This window comes from Alteromonas sp. R7 (assembly GCF_055755235.1).
The window spans coordinates 95,052-119,337 of sequence record NZ_JBVTQX010000004.1 but is presented as its reverse complement, the minus strand read 5'-3'; the positions used below and the strand labels follow the sequence as shown (position 1 = coordinate 119,337).

The window sequence follows — 24,286 nt, the reverse complement described above, 5'->3', positions numbered from 1 at the left end:
CTCTACTCCCTACAAGCATTGTTGTTATTCTGTGTCTAAAACTTAACTCTATTAAAAGTAGCTTGGTCTACCCTGTCTTTACAGGCGTAGATGATAGTTTTAAACATGTTAGACCAGTTGTATCTTCCTCAATCTTATTGACTTTGTTGCAACTTTGCAAAGTTTTGTTAACTACTTTTGTTAACTTTTTTTACGTTTGAAGAAATTTTCATTCATTGTTTTACTTGTGAGTCAGGCTGAGTATGATCTGGGGTTTGATTCTTAATTGGGTCTACAGGCCCCAATCATTGCGATATAAATGAACCTTTTGAAGGAAAATGATGAACGATTACAACGCACCAGCGGATTTATTGCGCGATAAAGTTATTCTTATCACCGGGGCTGGCGATGGAATTGGTGCACAAGCCGCAAAAACGTATGCTGCACATGGCGCTATTTGTATTTTATTAGGCCGCACCGTGTCTAAACTTGAAGCTGTGTACGACGACATTGTCGCAGCAGGTGGTCAAGAACCCGCCATTGTTCCTTTAGATATCAAAGGCGCAACGCCCTCTCATTATCAGCAAATGACGCAAACCATTATTGACCAGTTTGGCCGATTAGATGGTGTTCTTCACAATGCGAGTATTTTAGGCCACCTAAGTGCATTTAAAGATATTGATGCGCAAGAATGGCAAGACGTGATGCAAATTAACCTAAATGGCATGGTCTTCATGACACAAGCGCTTATTCCCGCTTTAGAGAAGGCAGAAAGTGCATCGGTAATTTTCACCACCTCTAGCGTAGGCAGAAAAGGTCGCGCATTTTGGGGTACGTACGCCGTATCAAAATTCGCAACAGAAGGCGTTATGCAAACCCTTGCTGATGAATATCGAAATAAGTCACTGCGCTTTAACTGTATTAATCCAGGTGGTACCCGCACACAAATGCGCGCTCAAGCGTTTCCAGCAGAAAACCCTGAAACACTAAAAACACCTGAAGATATTATGCCTACATATCTTTATCTTATGGGCGAGGACAGTAAGGAAACAACCGGACAGTCACTTGATTGCCAACCAAAGTAATTAACGAAAGCAATGTTCCTTTAAACAAAAAAACCGCTTAAGCAGCACTTAAGCGGTTTTTTGTTTACAGCGCATAAATGGCTAAAGGCCAGTGCCTACTCGCCCATTTTGGCCCAGGTATCTCGTAGACCTACTGTGCGGTTAAAGACCGGCTTGTCGTCTGTGCTGTCTTTATCTACACAGAAGTAGCCAGTGCGTTCAAACTGCCATGCTCCTACTTCAGGAACATTGTCTGCCAATCCGGCTTCTACCCAACCGTGTTTTACTTCCAACGAGTGAGGGTTAATCGCATCGGTAAAGTTTTCTTCCGCTGCTGGGTTAGGCACGTTAAACAAGCGGTCGTAAAGCCTAAACTCTGCTGCCTGTGCTGTTGCTGCATCCACCCAATGAATAACACCTTTAACTTTGCGGCCATCAGCCGGATCTTTACCTAGAGTATCTGCGTCATAAGTACAAAAAACGGTTGTTACATTACCATTTTCATCTTTTTCAACGCGATTAGCTTTAACCACGTAGGCGTTGCGAAGACGAACTTCTTTATCAAGCACTAAGCGCTTAAACTTCTTGTTCGCCGACTCTCGGAAGTCTTCTGCTTCTATATACACTTCGCGACTGAAGCCGATGTTACGCGTACCCATACTTTCATCGTTAGGATGATTTGGCGCAACCAGCGTTTCTGTCTGGCCTTCCTCATAATTTTCGATAACGAGCTTTATTGGATCTAGTACGGCCATTGCGCGAGGAGCATTTGCATTTAGGTCGTCGCGTATGCACGCTTCTAGCATGGACATTTCAACCATGTTGTCCATCTTAGTCACACCGATGCGTTTACAAAACTCAACGATTGAACCCGGTGTGTAGCCGCGACGGCGTAAACCTGCAATGGTAGGCATGCGTGGGTCGTCCCAGCCATGTACATGGTTTTCGTCGACTAACTGAATCAGACGACGCTTGCTTAATACCGTATATTCTAGATTAAGACGTGAGAATTCATACTGTCTTGGCGTGCAGTCGATAGAAATGTTTTCGATAACCCAATCATAAAGACGACGGTTATCCTGGAACTCTAGTGTACACAGGGAGTGCGTTATTCCCTCAATGGCGTCTGAGATACAATGTGTAAAATCGTACATTGGATACACGCACCACTTATCACCAGTTTGATGATGGTGAGCATGCTTAACGCGATAAATTACCGGGTCACGCATGCACATAAATGGCGATGCCATATCAATTTTCGCACGCAGACTACACTCACCTTCTTTATATTCGCCTGCCGTCATTTTGGCAAACTCACTGAGGTTAGTTTCAACGTCTGTATCGCGATAAGGGCTATTTTGACCAGGCTCTTTAAGTGTGCCACGCATTTCGCGCATAACGTCTTGCGCTGAAAAATCTACATAGGCTAAGCCTTTTTCAATAAGTTCAACGGCGTATGCGTGTAGTTGGTCAAAGTAATTCGATGAATAGCGCGCTTCTCCGTCCCACGTAAATCCAAGCCATTGCACATCTTCCTTAATTGAATTAACGAAGGTAATGTCTTCTTTTGCAGGGTTGGTATCGTCAAAGCGTAAATTGCACGTACCTGTGTAGTCTTGAGCAATACCAAAATTCAAGCAGATAGACTTGGCGTGGCCAATGTGTAAGAAGCCATTCGGCTCTGGTGGAAACCGTGTTTTAATTGCGTCATGTAGACCACTAGACAGGTCTTTATCAATAATCTGACGGATAAAATTGGTCGGACGGTGTTCAGTCTCGGCCATTCGCTTGTTCCCCTTATGCACGTAATATTTCAAAATCTCGCTGAGTATAACACTCTCGCAATTACTTCAACCATGTTTTATTCAAAGAAGCCTGACAAGTGATTGAATTAAGAGCGATCTGCAAATACCTTCTAAAACTAAATGCCGTTATGACTTCCAAAATATAAATAAGCACTAACGAAATCGTAACTTTGCGTGGCATTTGAGCGACTGCGTCTCAAAATGCGCGCGTCATTATAAAAATATGGTAATCTAAATTCGCGACAACAAGGTCGTAGCAGCAAATCATGGTGTTTATGAAAGAAAAAGCAACCTCTTTTGACATTGCCCACTTGGCAGGTGTTTCGCAGTCGACGGTTTCGCGAGCGTTAAATAATAGCCCGCTAGTTAATCAAGAAACTAGAGATCGCGTTCAGCGTATTGCCCGGGAACTCAATTACAAAGTGGATAAAAACGCAAGTAACTTGAGAAAGCAAAAGAGCAGCACAATTGCCCTACTCTTGTTTGAAGATCCTACGTCCGATGATTCGATGATTAATCCGTTCTTCCTAGCGATGCTCGGCAGTATTACCCGCGCGTGTGCGCAAGCAAACTATGATCTGCTTGTGTCCTTCCAAAATTTAGATGATGACTGGCACGCAGAATATGAAGACTCAAATAAGGCTGACGGCATTATTCTATTAGGATATGGCGACTATACTGATTACCAAAACAAAGTCGCGCAACTTGAATCACAGGGCACGCACTTTGTTCGTTGGGGTGCGCCAGATGAAGCCCACCCAGGGGTTAGTATCGGTTGTGATAACTATCAAGGTGGCCAAAGCATAACGTCACATTTAATTGGCTTGGGTAAAACTTCCTTTGCGTTTATTGGCGACAACGGCGATCACGCCCCTGAATTCAAAGCGCGTTTTAACGGTTATTTTGAAACACTTCAATCTCATGGGCTTGATCAGTCAAGTGTTCAACGCAATGCTATTTCGACTGAGGATGCGGGGTCAGAAGCGGTGAAATCATTGCTGCAAAGTGGCGAACTTCCCCAAGCAATTGTCTGCGCATCGGACCTTATTGCAATGGGCGTGCTTAGAGCGCTGCGCCAGGCAAAAGTGAATGTGCCTGATGATGTAGCCGTGGTTGGCTATGACAATATTGCGGTTTCAGCCTACACCACGCCTTCGCTCACCACTGTTCAGCAAAATACCAAACTGGCGGGCGAGTTATTGGTAAACACCTTATTAAAAGCCATTAACAACGAAGACGTTCAGGATTATTTAATGCCTGCGGATATTATTATTAGGCAGTCATGTGGCAGTGAGTAAGCGTGCGCAAATTACACGCTAGAAATTAAGCAATCACTGATTAACAAAAAGCCCCGGGCGTTAAACAACCACGGGGCTTTTTTATTGTGCGCTAAACACGTTTTATTGGCGGGCCAACTGATGCTTAATTTGAGCAAGTAATGCACTGTTACTTACTTGACCCTCGCGCACCCATACCTGAACGCCATTGGGCTTAACCGTTGCGGTTAACGCATCACCTAGTTTTACCGTTTGCGTTTCTCCAGATAATTGTTCCGTCCAGTCGCCCGATTGCATAAAGTCACTAACCTCAAAAGATTGTGCGGCATTACCCTTATTAAGTAATACAAGTGCAGTCTGCTGTGTTTCTGCAGTATCAACAACGCGATAAAACGCCGCTTGATGCCCGTCAAGTTCAACGTTGACTTGAACACCGCGCTGCAGTGCTACCGTGTTTTTACGCACATTGGCAATCTTTGTTAGCGCCTGTTGAATAGGATGTGTCTTGGCTTGGTCTAGGCGCTCTTGGCCAACATAGTTACGATTGCCGGCATGTTCCGCCGTACCGCGCATGAAGCCAATTTCAGATCCCATGTATACAACCGGAATGCCTCTTACTGTAAACAACCAATTATGCGCATTAATAAAGCCTTCATCAGTGGCATTAATGCGCGCCATATCGTGGTTATCGTAGAACGTAGTTAATTCATATGGATTGTTATATGGCCCGTGCGTAAGATGAAGCACCGTTTCTAAGTCAGCAAAATCACTCTCTAGCGGCTTTTCAAATACACTCACCATGGCCTTTTGCATAGGAAAGTCTAATACACTGACGCCCCCATTTTTCGGTAACGTATGTTGGGCAATGTTGTTCGCCTCATAGTCAAATGCTTCGCCAAACATAAAAAAGTCAGGGTTTTGCTCGCGTATACGATCTGACGCTTCACGCCAAAACGCATGAGGCACATGCCTGATTGTATCTATTCTAAATGCATCAGCACCTTGAGAAATCCAATACAAATAGCTGTTGATGAGATAATCGCGTACGGCGGGGTTTTCGTCATCTAGATTAGAAAGCTTAACTAAATCTGGATAGTTGTGAAAAAAGCTATGAAGCGGGTTGTTTTCAGGGTCAAGCTCTTCAGGCGCTAAGTTTTGATGATCAGCAACCAGATTTCCATCGCTGTCATATATTTCCCCGTAGCCAGGTAAGTCCTTCTCCATGGTGAAGCTTGGTGTGCCATGATTTGCCACAATATCAAACACGGACTTAAGGCCATGCTGACGCATTTTCGCCGTATAGTCACTAACGCTTAAATTGGCGCTAACCAAATGCTCGTCAGCTTTATAGAAATTAGTTGCCCAATAGCCGTGATAACCCGTTTTACCACCGTCTTTAAAGGCACCGCCATAAGTAATGGGTTCATCACCATTAAACGCATAGTCCGGGTTATCGTGGACAGGCGTCATCCATACTGCCGTGAACCCCATTTCTTTAATGTAATCGGCGTTGTTTAAGATACCCTGTAAATCACCGCCCATGTAACCCACATAGGCTTTCTTACCTTCAGGACCTTCTAAGGGCAGTTGCCACGTAGGGTGATCGCCTCCCTGCTCTTCATGATTGTTCGAAGGGTCGCCGTCTACAAAACGATCTGTTACAACAAAGTACACCGCTTCGCTAGCAAATGGCGTAGTGGTACCCACGATAGCGTGGCTGTTTTCTTGTATATCGTTAGATGAAGGAACAGACGTACTCGAGCAGGCTGAGCAAAATAAACCAGCTAACGTTAATGCGATTGTTGTACGATTAAATGACATATTAAGCTCCCTGCGCTTCTTCAATTTCTTGCTTATCGGCCTCGTTCACGAAGAAAACTGAAACCGCACCAATTAACATAGAAACTCCGGCAACAACGATAATGTACTTTGCGTCGTTGTCGAAAACAGAACTTAGAATCCAGCCAGCAGTTAGGCCCGATACAATTTGAGGGGCGGCTACGGTAAAGTTAAAGATACCCATATAAACACCCGTTTTATTTGCAGGTAACGCACCAGCTAACATAGCGTAAGGCATAGCAAGAATAGCAGCCCACGCAATACCTACGCCTACCATAGGGATTAACAGCTTCACTGCGCCCAAAGGTACTGTTACTTCAGTAATCAGTAAGTTTACGTTGATCATCGTTAGGTCTTGGAATAACAAGAAGCTTACGTAGCTCAGGCCACCTAGCGCTAAAGACGAAGCGTAAACCGTTTTGCGTCCAAACTTGTCAGCAAGTTTTGCCAAGAAAATAGAAAAAATAGCAGCAAATACCGAATACGCAGCAAATAGAATCCCTACCCAATCACCAGCGGCTCCCTTGGCCATGATGATGGTTTCAGGCACCATCGGGGCTGCAGCAATATAAGCTGGGTCAAACCACTGCTTATCTACATTCCATATATGTTGCGTAATAGCAGGTGTGGTGTATACCCACATAATAAAGAGTGCAAACCACGAGAAAAACTGCACGACAGCAAGTTGTTTCATCGTCTTTGGCATATCTTTTACTAACGTGAAAAACTCACTTAAGCGTTGTCCTAGCGGTGCTTTAGGCGCTTTTTCAGTTGCAGGCTGCTCTTCGGTAAGCCCTTTATAGCGGTTGTATTCATCTGGTGCGTATTCTTTGGTACGAACTACCGTCCAAATGACCGTACCAAGCAGTACTGTAGCGCCAATGTAGAAAGCCCAAACAACAGAAGGTGCAACCTCACCCATTTGTGCCGTATTTTCAAGGCCAATAACATTGGTAAGTACAAATGGCAGTATTGAGCCGATAACTGCGCCTATATTAATCAGTAATGACTGAATCGAATAGCCAACATTGCGTTGTGACGGCGGTACCATGTCTGACACCAATGAGCGAAACGGCTGAAAACATACGTTAAACGACGCGTCCATAAGTGCAACCATTAACGCGCCCATTACCATAGGTGCCAAGAAGGCAACAAATATCGGCGCATTAGGCAGTAAAATCATACCCAATACTGCGGCGATTGCACCAGCAAGGATGAACGGGCGGCGTCGACCTAATCGATTCCACGTTCTATCAGATGCTGAGCCAACAATTGGTTGAACGATTAACCCCATGATTGGCGCGACGAGCCAAAATAGTGATAGCGAGTGAAGGTCTGCCCCTAAGTCTGAAAGGATCCGACTTACGTTTGCGTTTTGCAGTGCAAAACCGAATTGAACACCTAGAAAGCCAAAGCTGACGTTCCATATTTGCCAGAAAGAAAGGCGTGGTTGAGTTGCTTGCATACTTTGCTCTATTTATTGTTTTACTATAGTTAATACGATTACTGCACAATGAAAACACTAGCAGACATTGCTGGTAAGCTTAAGGTATCCGTCGTCTTAAAAGATATCCCATCGCTAACTCGTGTTAACGTCTGGTGTGTGCTTAGCACCTCTGCATACTTATTTAGAGGCAGGTCCACTGGCTTTTTATTTAAGATGACCAATATTTTATCAGAATGATTGGTATTTGATTTATCTGCACCACTGACTGAATCGACATTTGCCTCTCGAATATAGGTATAAACCCCATTCTCTGGTGCAAAATGCTTCAACAGGCCTTTAAACTGCATAGGGTGTGATTTACGCAGTTGAAGTAACCCCTTCACACGCTGCTGTGCCCAACGCTCATCATCCGTTAAACCGTGCCCGGTAAAAGCGTTTTTGTCATTGTCCGAAGGCCACCCGCCTGGAAAGTCAGAACGAATAATACCGTGGTCTTCACTGCCTTCGTTACCCATCAAAATTTCTGTACCGTAAAAAACTTGTGGAATACCGCGCGTAGTGAGCAATAGCGTCATCGCCATATTCCATTTGTCTTTATCATGACCGAGCTGAGTAAAAATGCGGCTCATATCGTGGTTATCAGGAAAGATGACCAAATTATTCGGGTCGCCATACAAAAAGTCAGTAGCTAAGGTTTCGTATACAGAGATGAAGCCAGAATTCCAGCTTTCATCATTGCTCAACGCTTCAACGACTGCGGCTTGAAGCGGGAAATCCATAACCGATGGTAGAGCGCTATCGTAATCATCGTGGCGGTGGCTACCCGCCTGCCAATATGCCGTGATTGCGGGGTTAACTGACCACTCTTCCCCTACTATATTGAAATTCGGGTACTCGTCCATTATGCGGTTTGTCCATTGGCTCAAAAACGCCTTATCAGGATAGGAGTACGTATCCACACGTATTCCACTTAGCCCAGCGCTTTCAACCCACCAAATCGCGTTTTGAATAAGGTAGTTCGCTAAATGCGGATTGCGCTGATTCAAGTCCGGCATGGTTGGCACAAACCAACCATCGCTAAACCCTTTTATATCGCTTGCTATGGCGTGAGGGTCGTGAAGAGCTTCACGCTTGTGGGTTGTCCCTACAAATTTACCGTTGTTATTGATCCAGTTGTGTGACGGCGTATCTTTCATCCATAAATGATTACTGCCTATATGGTTAAGTACCATATCCATTATAATGCCAAGACCCTTTGACTTAGCTTCAGTACTTAACGCAATAAAATCGTCATTGGAACCAAATCGAGGGTCTATTTTGTAGTAATCCGTGGTGGAATAGCCATGATAACTGTATTTATCCATGGCATTTTCGAGCATGGGCATTGTCCATATTTGAGTAAAGCCCATATCCTGAATGTAATTGAGGTTATCAACAATACCTTGAATGTCACCACCGTGGCGACCACCTTTGAATGAACGGTCTGCGGGATCGCCATAACCCTTAACATTATCATTTTCCTTATTACCATTGGCATATCTGTCGGGGGCAATAAGATAAATAGCATCTTGAGGCCCAAAGCCTACGCGCGACGCTGAGCCTTGTGCTCTTTTTTCCAGGGTGTAAGTTAAATCACGGGTCGTACCATCGCTGTCTGTAAGCCTGATAACGAGTTCTTGGGCACTAACATTCGACGTGTCTAGCGTTACGAATAGATAGTTTTCACTATCAAGGGCTTGGCTATGCTTAACTCTTACATCGCCTTTCGCTATTGAAACAGTGTCATCGGCAACACCATCACCATAAAGCATCAATTCTACATTACTGTTTTGCATACCAACCCACCAATTCGGCGGGTAAACATCAATGCCACTGTTTGCAGATGATTGAACTGAGAACAAAGGAAATGTAGTGATACAGCTGAGGAGAAGCGGAATTGCGCGCTTTTGGATTTTTTTATGACCACTGTCATTAGTTACACGATTACGTTTTGGCACATCAACCCCATGTTAAAAATACGTTAAGTACAAGATGGTGATGAGATACTACCTTGCCCGTCCGATCTGACCAATGCTCTGCATACGTATTCACGAAACACCATGTAAAAAAACATGGTGTTTCGCGTTAACTCAGCAGCATGTGATAAAACCTAATTAGAAGGCGAATACTTTAGTCTCAAGCCCTTCCAATGAGAACGAAGCGTTGTAGTTAATGCCCGCTTTTTCTAGTGTTATGCCTTCATGAGAAAGCATAGGCGCTAGCGTAATCCGATCGCTATCTTTACCTAAAACATTTGAAGGAACAACAAGCTTCATTGCACCTGTAGGCTTATCGTTAAAATTAGCCACAACCACAAATCCGTGCTCACCTTGCGCGCGCACAAAAGCAAATTGCTGCTCAGTATAGGCTGAATCTTTCACATCAAGATTGAGCGCGTGTAGGCTTTGATATTCACCTGTAACTGCAGGGTTTGTGGCAGCAATAGCCATCACGTCTTGGTAAAATTGGTGAAGTGCTTTTTCATCTTCGGTAGATTTCCCTGCATCAAACTTACCGTTGTTCATAAAACGCTGATGGGCAGGAACACCTACATAATCGAAAATTGACGTACGTGTTGGATTTCCAAAACCAGTCTCTTCGCTACCGTCTTCACCCACATCTTGACCAAAGTACAACAGCGTAGGCGAACTGCTAATAAGCGCACTCACTGCGAGCGCGGGTTTACCTTTCTGGGCACTACCGGCAAAGTCGGGGCTGGCTATACGTTGTTCGTCGTGATTTTCTAAAAAATGAAGCATATGCGGGGCGATATCATTGATTTCATCATGAATAGTAACCAGTTTGCTTACTTTTCCACTCCCTTGCATAATCGTTTTTAATGTGTCGTAGAAACCCACCTTGTCGTAAAGGTAGTCCATTTTGCCTTGGTGGATATACTCGCGATACTTATCTGGTTGATAAACTTCCGCAAGCAAGAACGCATTGGGTGCCTTTTGTTTAATACTGCTATTTAGAAACGACCAAAACTCGACAGGCACCATTTCGGCCATATCGTAGCGGAAACCGTCGACACCTTTATCTATCCAATAATGTGCAATATCTCTGAATTTATACCACGAATCTGGTACGTCTTTTCCTTGCCAAAATGCGGCATGTTCTTCAAAAGACTTATCACTGTACTCTTCAGGTAAAACTGGAAAGTCGTAAGTGCCGTCAGGCTTCACGCCATAGTTCACTTTTACGGTCTCGTACCAGTCGTTTATATCCGGTTTCGAAGCTCTAGCCCCGTTGCCTGTCCATTTTGCTGGGAACTCTTCGAACTTACCGTCAGATAGTGGATGCTTTTCACCACCTAGAGGTTGATAGTTATCAGCTGTGGGCACTTGAAACGCTTCACCTACTACATAGTAAAAGTTGTTATCACGGGCGTATTCAACAGACGTGTCGTCGTGCGCGCCGAAATCACTTACACCTTCAGGTGCAGAAAGTGAATGGTAATCACGGGCGACATGATTGGGCACGATATCGATAATAACCTTCATTCCCGCTGCGTGAGTCCTGGCAATTAGCGCTTCAAATTCTTCTAAACGCTTGGCTGGATCATCGGCTAGGTCTGGATTAACGTTGTAGTAATCTTTAACTGCGTAGGGAGAGCCCGCTCTGCCTTTCACTACATCTGGGTCGTCGTCTGAAATACCAAAATCAGTGTAGTCATTAATCACCGCATGGTGCGGCACACCGGTATACCAGACATGACTGGTTCCCAAAGATTTTATGGCCTTTAGCGCTTCGGGAGTAAAATCACTAAACTTACCTACCCCATTGTGCTCAATTGTGCCCCAAGGCTGGTTATTTGTATTCGTGTTTCCAAACAAGCGAGTAAAAACTTGATAAACAACAGGTTTACCTTGCCTTTCAGCCGAATCGTTTAGCGTCGAACTTTCGCCGCTTTGACCAAATGGTTTCAGGCTAGCGTCTTTGGTCACCGGTTTTTGATTATTCACTGGAGAGGTCGGCCCTGTACACGCTGTTATTCCAATTGACAGCATAGCAATAGACAAGGGTTTAAGACAAAAACGAAATTGGAAATTTGGCATGGTAATCATTGTGATAAATGTAAATTATGCCAACAGGATACGCGTTAACTGGATGTTAAAAAACATGCATACGTATTCAAACATAAAAAAACCGCCTGACGAGGCGGCTTAGTATTACAGATAGCATGGTGTCATGCTGCATGAGCTATGCGAAGAGGCTTTCGAGTATGGTCAATGGTGGGAACGGCCACATCGCCAATAGCTTGTAACGCACTATTTAGTTCTGAATGAATCTTTCTGTGAAAACCTTTTAAAGGTTTTGCTAAATCATCAAGCAGTACATGCGGTGACAATCTATATGGCATACGTTTACCGTTGAATTCGATAGCTTCACCTACTGGATTAAAATGAATACCGAATGCCTTCATTCTTCTTGCTAACTTAGGCTCCATAAGCACATAGGCATGCTTAACGTTTAAATGAAGGCACACACTCGTTGCCATTAAGTACAGCGCAATTGAAAGATAAGGAAAATGCTCAACGTTAAATGGAACATTTTTCTTTTGTTTAACTTTTTCAATTTTTTCAGAGGGTAGGATTTTAGAGCGTAACTGTCGCACTCTAAATTCTCTCGGTATTGCAAGGCGAGAGATTTCACAGACGCTTTGTGGAGACAAGTTTGAAGGTAGCAATGAACCATCGCCAATTACTTCCGCACACTTTTCTTCTAATGGAAGTGCCAAGCCAGCTTCAGTTGGCAAGACCAACCTTATCGTGCCTGCACACTCTCCTGTTGGCAAATGCTTGATGTAGCAATTGATCGCGCGATCATCAAACTTATCTTTTTCTAATGCAGTGGCATTTTTCTGCTCGAAGTTCATTTCTTCACAATACACTTTGTGTCGCGTTTTATAACTCACCTGCTTTTCACTTTCTTCGTTAGCAATCACAAGTTCGTAACGGCTAAAGAAGAAATTAGAAATACTCTCTTCGAGTGAGAAACGACTAGGGAGTACCCTAGAAAATGTTTGTGGTAGTCGACTCAGTTTGTTAGACACGGCGCCATTAAACGCTCGAACTGCGCTCATTGTTCTCATCTTCAACGCAAAGCTCCCCTGATTTAATTTATTATTAGGCTTGTGGGTAACTTCCTGTTCGCAACGACAGCCTTAGTTATTTAATTACTATTTAATCTTAGATTTGTTATTCGTATCTCTACTTTGTCTGATAAGTGCATCCCCACTTACGTAATCAGACTTTGACAGACGGTCATACAGCAACACATTTGCTGTGGCCGCTAAATTCATGCATGAAAAGGTAGGAACGTAGACAACATGATCGCACCAAGACAAAACGTCTTCGCCGATACTGCCATCTTCAGGACCTAGCAAGTAAAACGCATTACTCGGGTGCTCAAATAAAGGTAGTGGTGTAGCACCCTCTACCAGTTCAACCGCTACGACTGACGCACCTTCAGGCACTACTTCTTTTAAGTCGTCGACCCCAATGGTCGGAATGACTTTATGAAACGCTTTCGTATCCGCATTAAAATCTTTAGCAAATCGATAGCGCTGACCAGTATAAAAAACGCTGGCCACACCATAACAACCTGCAGCTCGCAGTATAGAAGCAACATTTACGGGATTTTTCGGGTTTATTAACCCAATTGACATTTTCTGATTCGCAATTTGCACGTTTGTATTTATTTTATTTTTTATTCAGCATTTGATATTGCCACGTTCTTTCTCACGCTTCTAGACAGGTTAGCGCAAACTAACCTTAAGTATGATTAAATTTATCTAAAAAGCGGTAGACACAAAACTCGCGATTCAATTATGCCAATGAGCATTTCTGCCAATGAGCATTGGTCTCCTCTTGTTATCGAGAAGCACGTGATATTGCAAAGCGTGGTCGATTGTAATTTCTATATTTTAATAACGTGTGACAGTTTGGTCTATTTACTCAATCCCTTTTTTAAGAAGGATTTAATGTTGAGATAAATGAACCACCCGAAATCTTCGCATCGTTAAAAAAAAGCGTTCATTGCCACCTGTTCAGCAAGATGCAGACCAGTTTAATGAAAATATTGCACATTGCCTGCAAAGTTTACATAAGAATGCTTGATAAACTCGAAAAAATTGATTTTTTTCAAAATGTTACTTAAATAGGAAATATGGCAACTTATGTTCAAACGGGAAGACAACAGCGCTAGTTATAAGCGATGTAAGGGAAATAGCGTTGCTAAATTCAACAATTCACGATGTGTAGGACTGGTACTAGAAGTAAGAATGAGTAACTTAAGCTTAAACTGTTGCCAAATTGAAACAGGGTAAGATATTGAAAATAAGAGTTTTATTGGAGATAAAAAAAAGCTTGGAAAAAAAACCAAGCTCTATAAGCCTTTTGTTGCGATTTGCATACAGGCTTTGTATAGAAAGAAGAAATCAGTCTGGTAGCTATGCGCTTTTGCGCTGTCTTTCCACTGAATTCTCATAGCAATGTTTAAGATAGCGTCTTGCCATGCGCCGCCCTTGACCGTAGCCTCGCAATAACTTCTTCTTATCCATAGTTAAACGCTTAACGCAAAAAGCTTCGTCAGGCGCTATCACACGGATTGTGCAGTCGTCGGGTGGATTATTGAGAAAAGCTAACGTTTCGTTATAAATGGCTGCACGCTGCAACATCTTATCGAGTAGCGCAGGCTGGTTGCCATACATCTTTTGCATTAGCCAAACAGACTTTACTTCTGGTTTTGTAAAACCTAACGGTTGAGAAAGAATGACCGTGATATCCTTCGCACCCATTTTGTATGCTTGGATAGCAGGTATTGCATCTGCCACTCCCCCGTCCAGGTATCGCGTACCGTTTATTGAAATTTCGTCTCGGTATGCAGTTGGCAACGCACAGGAAGCTACCATTAAATCATCAACATTATCTTTGGTGGCTTGTATATATTCACATTCACCTGACTCTGCATTAGTAATCCCAACATACAGTGGCATGCTGCTTTTTTCACCTGGTGCAGGAATATTCATGGACTGTTTAGAGTGATGCCATAGCCAATGAACATCTGTCATGTGCCCACCTTTTATGAAACGAAGCGGGCTAAAAAACTCCCTCTTTGTGGCGTATTGCGTGATGATGGTTTTACTAAGCCCATGCATTTTCGACACGTAGGTTGAAAGATTAGTTGCGCCAGCTGAAACGCCAATCGCGAAGTCGAACGAATGGTAGTCATGCTCCATGAATTTGTCTAACACGCCTGCTGCAAAAACTCCGCGCATAGCGCCACCTTCAACAACAAGTGCACGTTTCATTTTCATCTCCTTTTGAATAAATTCAACCATTCTGGTACGACCACTATTTTCATGGTGATACTACTAGAGAATCAAGAGATATGCCAAAAACAAAAAACCGCGAACTACGTCGCGGTTTTTAAATTTTTATTTATTAGAAATTTACCAAATTAGCGTTTATTCGGTCTTACTTTTTCGTAACCGTTAACGTAGGTGCATTTCCATCAGGGCCAGATACCTTAAACTCGTATAGACCAGACTCTGCAACTTCAATCATTAGATTATTGTTACTTGCGCCAAGTGTTTTCGGCTCGCCAGACGTTACTACGTTGCTTGCTGCATCGTTCGGATTGCCAAGGTTTACTGTCGACCAGTCTTCAGAAGCGACTTTGAATTCAATACTACCTGCGCTCAATTCAATGTCTGCGGTATAAACACCTTCTCCTTGATATTCAAACATATCGACAGCTCCCCAGCCATTCATACCACCACGGATATAAACTTGAGTGTCGCCCCAAAACGCTTCTTTAAATACACCAATGGTTGGCGCATTTAAATCAGTGACGTTGAATACGAACACATAGCGGTCGGCGGTTTCAATGTTCAAAATAAGATTGTCGTTAGTAGCGGCGAGCCCCAAAGTCTGACCAGGCGCAAGGTTGCGATCTGAATCATCGGCTGATATCGCACCGAAGTTCACGGTACTCCAATCTTCTGAAGCAACCTTAAACTCGTAAGTTCCTGGTTCAACATCACGAGAGAAAGTGTAAATACGTCCGCCTTGGTACGCAAACTCCTCAGCCGTACCCCAGTCGTTCATTGCACCACGAAGATACACTGGTGTGCCAACATAGGGCTCTTCGTTTTCAATCATAAGGATTGGTGCTTCGCTATCAGTCGCATCAATAGTAAACAGGTAGGTCGCGCTCGTCGCTGGTGTAAATGAAAGGTTGGTATTAGTACGTGCAAGAACCTTTTCTTCACCCGCTGTTACTGTACCTTCTTCACCATCCGCTGCACCAAAGTTCACTGTACTCCAATCTTCAGATGCGAATTTGAATCCATATGTAACGCCACCTTCAAGTGTAGCTGTTACGGTGTACTTACCGTCACCCTGATAGGTAAATGCATCATCCGTTGACCAACCATTCATATCTCCACGCAGGTAAGCGATGGTGTCGCCGAAAGGAACAACATCAGGCGCACCAGACGTGGCATACGCTGATAGACCATAACCTTGAGCTCCAGACTGTGGTTTTACGAAAACAGCAATAGTTAGTGCAGGAACGGTAAAGGTTCCATTACCATCTTCACCTTCTACAAATGTGGCGCCGCGTACCGCTGCATCGACAGAATTCATTTGTGTGGCGTGAAGCGAAAAGCCTGTTGCTGTGTTTACCGTGATAGACTTCTCTTCATACCCTGTATTCACTAGCACCATAACCGCATCATTCATCATGTCTAAATCTAGGCGAGGTACTTCACTGTTTTCCGATACGCCGTCATCAATGCTCATCGCAATGAGGCCACGCTGCTGGCGTTCGCCGATATTGTGGAAACCAATACGATCGATAATGTCTTCAGCGGTGGTCAATCTAAACAATGGACTTGTCATACGAATGTTTAGCAACTCTGCAAAGACGTCTGAGGCAAACATGATATCTGCCATCGACGCAGCGCGGTTCGGACTATAAATAAACTCACCCATTTCTTCCCAACGGGCTTCATTGTCCTGTGCTAGCGGTAAGCCTACATTCCAGTTATTGGTCTCGTAAGTGAAATCCACATAGTTAAACCAATCTCCGGCATCATAAGTGTTTCTATCCATTGATTTGGAGCGAAGCATGTCGCCGCCCATCTGTAGGAATGGGATGCCTTGAGATACAAGGTTAATACCCATTGCTACATTTTGGGCACGAACCCGCTGTTCTAGAGTAATATCTTGTGGAAGCGTGTAGTTTAACTGATCCCACAGTGTTTCATTATCGTGCTTCGACACGTAGTTAATGATATCCGCAGGATCTTCTGCATAGCCGCCTAAGTTACTGGTAGCGCCTGCACTTCCTGAAGACGTCTCCAAAACATAGTCTTTTAACGTTCCGATCATGCCCATTTTTACACGGTCTTGCGCGCTTAATAGCCCTTCATCTTCCGGTCTAAAGATAGCGCCTTGGCGAATAGCTTCTCGAATACGGTCGTTATAGGTACCAATCTCGGTACCAGCCATATTGAGCTGGCTCGCTTGCTCGTAACCACGGTCTATTTTGGTCCAACCTTCCCCATAAAAGTAATTATCTTCGTCAATAGAATGAACAGCATCACGCAAGCGCACCATGGTGTCCTTAGTGGCTTGGCTCATAATGTCGAAACGGAAAGAGTCATACTTATAGTGTTCAGTCCACATAAGCAGTGAGTCTTTCATGAATTTTTCCATCATGACATTACGAGGTTCGGTGTCATCACAGCATGTTTCACGAACAATCGCACCAGTATCCACTTCGTAACGGTGATAGTAGCCCGGTACCGCTTTGTCTAAAACTGACTTGCTGAAAACACCCGATGCATTGGTGTGGTTGTATACAACGTCTAATGCAACACGAAGTCCCATCTCGTGAAGCGCCTGGATCATTGCGCGCATTTCTACAATGCGTTCAACACCTTCTGCACTTGACGCATAACTTCCTTCTGGCGCGTTAAAGTGATGGGGGTCATAGCCCCAGTTGAACGTATCTAGATTCCGCAAATCATTAGTAAGCTGTTGTGCCTTGCCCGCTTCAGATAGTGGATCATAAGAATTGTAAACATCGATTAGCAGTGCGTTTGCGCTTTCTTCTTCACACACTGCCGCACCGCTGTTTAAGCGACACAATTTGCCTACCGTATCATACAAATCAACGGTCTTAGTAGGGTCTTCGTCAATGGTTGCGATGTCATTTGCTGGAAGTATATGGAAGTAAGTAAGCCCTGCTTCAACAAGCTTTTTAAGGTGCTCAACCGGTGCTGTGCCCTCTTCAGTAAAGGCAAGGTATTTACCTCTATTTTCCTCAGACGTAGACATATCACGTACGCTAAAGTCACGAACGTGTCCTTGGTAAATGACTGCATCTTCATAATTTTCAACCGTCGGAATAGTATGAGTATCCCAGCCTTGTGGTTTTAAATCATCATCCGCTAGATTTACAAAGCGAGAGAAACGGCCGTTTGTGCTTAGTGATACAGAATATGGGTCTGTTACAAGCAGTGTCTCTACTTTGCCCGTTATCGGGTGATAAACAGTGACTTCATAACGGTAAAGCTGACGGTCAAGCGACATATCACCTTCATGGCGCCAAACACCTGAGGTATCGTCACGAACCATTTCAATACGTTGGTTTAATGTCTTGTTGTCATTATAAAGTAAAAGGTCAACATTTGAAGCAGTAGGTGCCCACAGTGCAGCAGTTATACCTGCGTCAGTGTAGATGCCCCCAAGTTGAGCTTCATCAGCATCGTCTTCTCCTAAGGTGTACAGAGCATCAATAGCATTAGCCAATTGGATACCTGTTGCTGCTACTAGCGTCCCTTCAGCATCATATCCGCCAACAACCGCTTGTGTCGTCAATACCGTTTTGGCATCTTCTACCGACCAGTCACCTTCCCATGCTTGCATAGCAGATAAGTGCGGCGCGCGGGTAGATTGCTCCTCGGTAAGCGTTGTACTCATTAAGGTTACTTGAGTACCGTTGATCCCCTCATCAAGTGTGCTCTCTAAATCAGCCTGGGCTGAGTAGTGAAGCTTTACCTCTGAAACCGTTTCGGGAACATCCCATAAAATGGTGTTTGCATCTAGCCAATGGGCACCAAAGCCTTCTATATCAACCGGCTGAGGACCAAGCGACATTATGGGGAACTCAAATATGGTTGGCTCACCAGAAAGGGTAAAATTCATGCGTACAAAGGTTTCATCATCTTGTACTAAAGAACCCTGGAAGTCTCCGCCCCCCATTTCTTTTCCGGCATCGTCAGTGCCTTTGTGGATGATGAAATTGTGACAGCTTCCATACCCTTCTTTAAGGTCTAGAATCCAATACGCACCATAGTTTGGATCGATGCCGCTATGAATGCGACCGTTGGCCCAATCCGTGTCTGCGTCAGCATAAGCATCACACTCGTCATTGTTCCAAGTATGTAGTCTCCAGCCTTCATAAGCTGCATCGTTACTTGAGTTATCAGCGTCAACAGCAGCCCGATTATAATAAAGTACAGCTTGATTAGATGAAGGGGTAAATACAGGTGCAGGTAAACTTGGATCAGCACCGGCTTCACATGCATCGTTCGCTTCATTAGGTACGAGCGGCGCATCGCATTGAATAGGTGGTGGCGGTTCACAAGCCGTACCTGTTGAATTAGGTACATTTGGAACCTCACAGGTAAGCAGATCGTTGGTGCCCGACTCTACGCCCGAGCCACCGCAACCTGCAAGTGTATAAGCGCCTACTACGAGTAACGCAGCGCGCACTACTCTTTTTTTAGTAAACATAGAATTCTCCTGAATATTTTCGCTACTTTTGGCAACCGAATATTCCTTCGTGTTGCTAAATAAATTACCTAAGATGCTGTTTTTCATAGTTGATATGTCATCCCTAGGTAATATTGCGTTCCAAAGTATTGGATAGTGCCGGTTTGCTCTTCTGATGAGAAATAGCTCTTCGTTGGCTCGTCTGTTAGGTTATTAACTTGAAATAGTACGCTCCAATTGTCGTTAATCTCGTACGACGCTTGGTAATCAATAACCAATTCTTCGTCAAAGTTAACCACCTGGTCGTTTACCGCTACTTGCTGCGAAACAAATGCATCGCGATATCGGCTAGACAAGCGAGTTTCAAAACCTTCGTATTCCCAAAACACAGTTAGCGTAGCAACGTTTTCAGAAAGACCTGGTAAGTTAGCGGCATACACGTCATCACCTAGCGTGCGCTGAATTTCACTTTCGGTGTAAGAGTAACTTGCGCTAACGCCTAAGCCTGACCACATGCCAGGCAGCATGCTATAAATTTGCGTATAGGCGATTTCTAAACCGCGAATATAGCCACCTTCGGCATTGTTTACGGCTGTGCTGTAGCTACCATTTTCAGTAGGGACGGTAATAAAGATGGGGTCGCCATTTTCATCAAGCGCGAGTTCGGCTTCCTGTCCTGCAAACTCTGGCGTCAAGTAAACCGGCACACTTACGTTATCAGGAATTACAATGCCGTTTGCTTCAAAATCATAAGGCTCTATTTCGATGTCTTCTACGAACGATTCAATGTCTTTATAAAAGCCAGCAACAACTAATGCACCTTCCGTATCTGAGAAATAATACTCCCACGAAACGTCGTATTGAGTTGCATAGAATGGTTCTAAATAAGGGCTGTTACGGGCGCTACCACTAACCCTTGCCGTAGGGTTGGAAAGCGTAATTTCACCCGAGTCTCTGTCTTGGAAAGCGGTAACCGTTTCAATAGTGGTTGACGCATTTGCGGCAAAACGGTTTATTGGCGCTCTGCCCATCACTTTTGCAGCAGCTACACGAAGTTGCGTGTCATCTGTAAGTTTAAAGTTCAGGTTAATTGAAGGCAAAACGTCAGAATATTCGTGACTTATCAACGCTGGGCGATAAAAGTTATTAATTAACCCTACGTCGTCGGTAATGTTTTGTGCACCAGCCGTAGGGTCACTAACTTCAACCGATGTTCCGGTCTCAAGGTCTTCAATTAACTGAGTAGCACGCTGTAGCGTCGTTGAACTTTGTTTACTTTTAACGTAACGAACACCAACATTACCTGTAACAGGGATACTGCCAATTTCTGTATTAATGTTTGCCATCAAGTAAGCAGAATTCACAGTTTCAAATACATCGCCACTTTCTTGTAGCGTCCACGCAGTAGCTGGCCCTGTACCTGGACCATTAATAACGCCGGCAGCGCCAGGTCCCCACGTTTGAACAGGCTGTGGCCTACCGTTTGGAAACCAAGCATTAAGTGCACTCTCTAGATCAACGGAAAGATAACTTGGAAAATAACCAAAATCACCGCTCCAATTTACCTCTTCGACCATATCAGAAGTTAACTGAAGTGGCGGTTCGCTTACTGAGAATGCACTATCGTTTCCGTATTCAAACACAGAGCGGTCATTGTTATATTCCCGGTCTGAGTAACGATAGCCAAATTCAAAGCCTGAAATGATTGGCACATCAACATAATATTGGAAGTCTACGCGATAGGCGTCTAACTCATCTTTGTTTTCATACGGGTAAATGCCGTATTTACTTACCATTACACGGTCTAAGTCTGTAAAAGTATCACTTTGATTAAAACCGATATCAGGTAAGTTTAGTCCGTTGAGCAAATAAGAAATTTGAACGTTTTCGTCGAACACGGGGTTTGCCGCTGTCGCGTCTTCGCCAACAAGCGACCACAGTAAGCCGTTTCTAAAGTCGCTTTCAGCACTTGAGCGGGAGACGTCAAACTGAACCGCTAAATCTGGCGATATTTCCCAGCTAGCATTCACGCCTAAGTTGGTAACACTGTCAAAATCTTGATTGTCGTCGTTTACCAACTCAACACGGGTAAAGCTGTTGTCTGTACGAGAAAATGTGCCGCCAATTACGCTGTTATTTACTACTACAGGATTAGTTATACCAGCGTTTATTCCACCTAGCTTAACGCGAAACCCGCGAGCAAAGGCTTCGGAGTCAAATTTCGAGATAAAAGCATCAGCTTTAAGTGTAAAGGTATCGATAGGTGCCCATTCAAACGCGGCAACGTAACCATCGCGCGTCTCTTCCCCGCCCTTGTGCTGCATTTCAAAGCCTTCTGAAATGAGTTCACAATTGGGGCAATCTGCAGGCCCGTCTATATCACCTTCAAGTCCGTCTACATCAACTTGACCGTTATAAGCTAAACCAATGAATTGAGTAGAAACGCTCGGTTGGAATAAACGAGCATAACCTAATGATACACCTAGCGTATCGTCAAGGAATTTACCTTGATATGAAAAACTCAGTCTATGTCCATACTCTGTAGCATCACTCACCTCTGACGCTCTATCGTTGTACATGCCACGCATGTTGGCGCTGAATTTATGCTGATCTTCAATGGCAAGTGGTGATGCAGTTTTAAGTTCTACCGTACCCGCTATACCCCCCTCAATAAGCGATGCCTTGGGTGATTTATAAACCGCTGCCTCACTAATAAGCTCTGAAGGATACTGATCAAACTCAATTGCCCGACTTCCGCTGGTCGATACCTGCTCTCTACCGTTTAATGTAGAAAACACAAAGTCACCGGATAGACCACGAATGTTTATCTGCGCGGCTTGGCCCCCGGTTCTTACCGCAGAGATACCCGGCAAGCGGGTCAGTGCATCCGCCATCGACACATCGGGAAGTCCGCCCAAATCGTCTGCAGATATTTGTTCAGAAACCGTATCGGAGAAGCGTTTCTGGTTTAGTGATTGGATCAAGCTGGTACTAAAACCACGTACTTCAATACGCTCTAGGGTATCTTCTTGTGGTCGTTCAACTTCCTCCATTGAGGTGTCTGGTGACTCTTGGGCGTAAAGAGGAGCTGCGCTAAACGCGACCCCACTACTTATCAAGGCCGCCATGATAGTGCTGGGTTTGAATGTTTTCATTGGTGTCCCATTCCTTGTTTATTATCGACACTTTTAGGACTACCACACCCAAAAATGCCTCTTATGGTTCAACACCAAATACTACTGTTTTGTATAAAAAGGGAGCAATGCTATGCATACGTATTCATTTACATCAGCGCAACATATTTTTAATTTACCAGTAGAAAACCAGCATAATTGTAACAATTCATCCTTAAAAACGAATAAAGCAGCCTTTTGGCTGCTTTATCCTTTACCTGTTTAGTTAGCTAATGCGTTCGTTCGCAGCACTTCTAACCATATGAAACTATTCAACTCATTGCGCGCTTATACTTTGCAACCATCCCATTTATATACTCGTCATGTGTCGGCAACTTAGCAATGGGCTCTTTTTTGATTTCCAACAACCTTGTTAACATTTGATTTAACTGAACTTCAGGCACACTGTTTACCAAACCGTGATAATCCTTAGGAGTAATCCCCTGACCGTACAAGACCTGTAGCCATGAGCTTTCAAGGAATAGATCATTTTGTTCTCGTAGCAGATTTCCGCTTTCTTTAAACAACGTAATTTTATGTGCTAGGGAATCGGGCAAAGTAATATTTCGCATATCATTGAAAAAGGCGCTATCGGTTCGCTCATTTACGGTGTAATGCAAAACAAGAAAATCTCGGATTTGTTCAAACTCTAATTCAGACTGCTTGTTATATTCCGTTTCCAAGCACGGTACAAAACCATTGTGGGGAAACAACTGAATTAAACGAACAATTGCAGATTGAATGAGGTGAATACTGGTAGATTCAAGTGGCTCTAAGAATCCACTTGATAGACCTACTGCTACTACGTTTTTGTACCACTGCTTACGTCGTCTACCCGTCGTAAACTTTATCAGTTTAGGGTCGCCCAATGGTTTGGTATCTAAGTTTGACAACAAAGTGTCACAGGCCTGATCATCAGTGATATAGCGTGAACTATATACGTGGCCATTACCATTTCTGTGTTGCAGTGGGATCCTCCATTGCCAACCCGCATCGTGGGCAATAGAGCGCGTGTAAGGTGCAGTTTTTTCATGTCGCTCAGACGGTACAGCAATGGCACTATCACAAGGAAGTAAGTGAGACCAATCGTCGTAACCAGCGCCCAGCGCTTCCTCTATCAATAGCCCCTTAAAGCCTGTGCAATCAACAAATAAGTCCCCTTCAACCACGTCCCCACTTTCTAAGTGAAGAGCTTGAATAAAACCGCTGTCGGTAAAACGTTGAACACGTGAAATTTTGCCTTCTTTGCGTACAACTCCCATATTTTCACTCAGCTTTCGTAAATACTGAGCGTATAAACTGGCGTCAAAATGATAGGCGAAAGGTAGCTCAACGACTGGGTCTTTGGCATTTATCTGCGCAAATCGTCCCGCTTCAGCGGCATGGTAATTTAGGTCAAAATCCCACAGGTCGTCTTTTAGGCCTTGCTGGCGCGCCTTTACCCAATAGTGATGAAAATGACAAAACGCCATGCTTTTGCCCGGCGCACCAAAGGTGTGATAGTAGCTTTCACCCTTCGTTTTCCAATTTTCGAACCGTATAGCAAGTTTTATCGTTGCTTTAGTATCATGAAGAAACTGTGCTTCGTCGATACCTAACACTTGGTTTACTAGGCGTATTGGGGGGATGGTAGCTTCACCAACACCGACCGTACCAATCGCTTCAGATTCAACCAGAGTAATATCAACTGCTTTACCCAACACCTTTTTCATTAATGATGCAGCTAACCAACCTGCCGTTCCACCGCCGGCAATCACTACACGCTTTATCGGTTTATTATGAGGATCTTGCATAAACTTCTCGCAATTCGTACCAAAAATTTTGAAGGGTTCCTTTCATACAAAAAGAAAAGCCACCATTTGCTCTCTCTT

At 44.0% G+C, this 24,286-nt stretch carries 13 protein-coding genes; 2 read left to right on the top strand and 11 right to left on the bottom strand.

Going from position 1 to position 24,286, the window contains the following annotated elements; genetic code table 11:
* Positions 1–320: 320 nt before the first annotated feature.
* On the top strand, positions 321–1,064 hold the full coding sequence (locus tag AC0J2X_RS08190; protein WP_014976548.1) for a YciK family oxidoreductase: 744 nt from the start codon (positions 321–323) through the stop codon (positions 1,062–1,064).
* Positions 1,065–1,159: 95 nt separating this feature from the next.
* Here AC0J2X_RS08190 and glnS read toward each other — a convergent pair whose 3' ends face one another.
* Entirely contained in the window at positions 1,160–2,827 is a 1,668-nt protein-coding gene (gene glnS, locus AC0J2X_RS08185) for a glutamine--tRNA ligase (RefSeq protein WP_014976547.1), read from the bottom strand.
* A 296-nt stretch (positions 2,828–3,123) separates the two neighbouring features.
* Here glnS and AC0J2X_RS08180 point away from each other — a divergent pair, with 296 nt between their 5' ends.
* Entirely contained in the window at positions 3,124–4,146 is a 1,023-nt protein-coding gene (locus AC0J2X_RS08180) for a LacI family DNA-binding transcriptional regulator (protein ID WP_014949462.1), read from the top strand.
* A 102-nt stretch (positions 4,147–4,248) separates the two neighbouring features.
* Here the strand turns inward: AC0J2X_RS08180 and AC0J2X_RS08175 are convergent, their stop codons facing one another.
* The 10 genes from AC0J2X_RS08175 to AC0J2X_RS08130 form a co-directional block, all read right to left on the bottom strand.
* Complete coding sequence (locus AC0J2X_RS08175) at positions 4,249–5,946, bottom strand: alpha-amylase family glycosyl hydrolase (protein ID WP_061485866.1); 1,698 nt, start codon at positions 5,944–5,946, stop codon at positions 4,249–4,251.
* Between the two features lies 1 nt (position 5,947).
* A complete protein-coding gene (locus AC0J2X_RS08170; RefSeq protein ID WP_049588619.1) occupies positions 5,948–7,429 on the bottom strand; it encodes an MFS transporter in 1,482 nt (493 codons plus the stop codon).
* A 38-nt stretch (positions 7,430–7,467) separates the two neighbouring features.
* Entirely contained in the window at positions 7,468–9,408 is a 1,941-nt protein-coding gene (locus AC0J2X_RS08165; RefSeq protein WP_069944324.1) for a glycoside hydrolase family 13 protein, read from the bottom strand.
* Positions 9,409–9,564: 156 nt separating this feature from the next.
* Positions 9,565–11,517: an alpha-amylase family protein gene (locus AC0J2X_RS08160; RefSeq protein ID WP_069944323.1), complete on the bottom strand. Its 1,953-nt coding sequence runs from the start codon at positions 11,515–11,517 to the stop codon at positions 9,565–9,567.
* Between the two features lie 122 nt (positions 11,518–11,639).
* Positions 11,640–12,536: a PEP-CTERM/exosortase system-associated acyltransferase gene (locus AC0J2X_RS08155; protein WP_061485863.1), complete on the bottom strand. Its 897-nt coding sequence runs from the start codon at positions 12,534–12,536 to the stop codon at positions 11,640–11,642.
* Between the two features lie 96 nt (positions 12,537–12,632).
* On the bottom strand, positions 12,633–13,121 hold the full coding sequence (locus AC0J2X_RS08150; RefSeq protein ID WP_207198495.1) for an RNA methyltransferase: 489 nt from the start codon (positions 13,119–13,121) through the stop codon (positions 12,633–12,635).
* Positions 13,122–13,904: 783 nt separating this feature from the next.
* On the bottom strand, positions 13,905–14,765 hold the full coding sequence (locus AC0J2X_RS08145; RefSeq protein ID WP_014949455.1) for a patatin-like phospholipase family protein: 861 nt from the start codon (positions 14,763–14,765) through the stop codon (positions 13,905–13,907).
* 166 nt (positions 14,766–14,931) lie between these two features.
* A complete protein-coding gene (locus AC0J2X_RS08140) occupies positions 14,932–19,263 on the bottom strand; it encodes an alpha-1,6-glucosidase domain-containing protein (RefSeq protein ID WP_472995934.1) in 4,332 nt (1,443 codons plus the stop codon).
* A gap of 83 nt (positions 19,264–19,346) precedes the next feature.
* The gene (locus AC0J2X_RS08135) at positions 19,347–22,397 is read right to left on the bottom strand and encodes a TonB-dependent receptor (protein ID WP_069944322.1); all 3,051 of its coding nucleotides are present in this window, start codon (positions 22,395–22,397) and stop codon (positions 19,347–19,349) included.
* A 290-nt stretch (positions 22,398–22,687) separates the two neighbouring features.
* Positions 22,688–24,208 (bottom strand): tryptophan halogenase family protein, encoded by a 1,521-nt coding sequence (locus AC0J2X_RS08130; RefSeq protein WP_069944321.1) that lies wholly within the window; start codon positions 24,206–24,208, stop codon positions 22,688–22,690.
* Between the last annotated feature and the right edge of the window lie 78 nt (positions 24,209–24,286).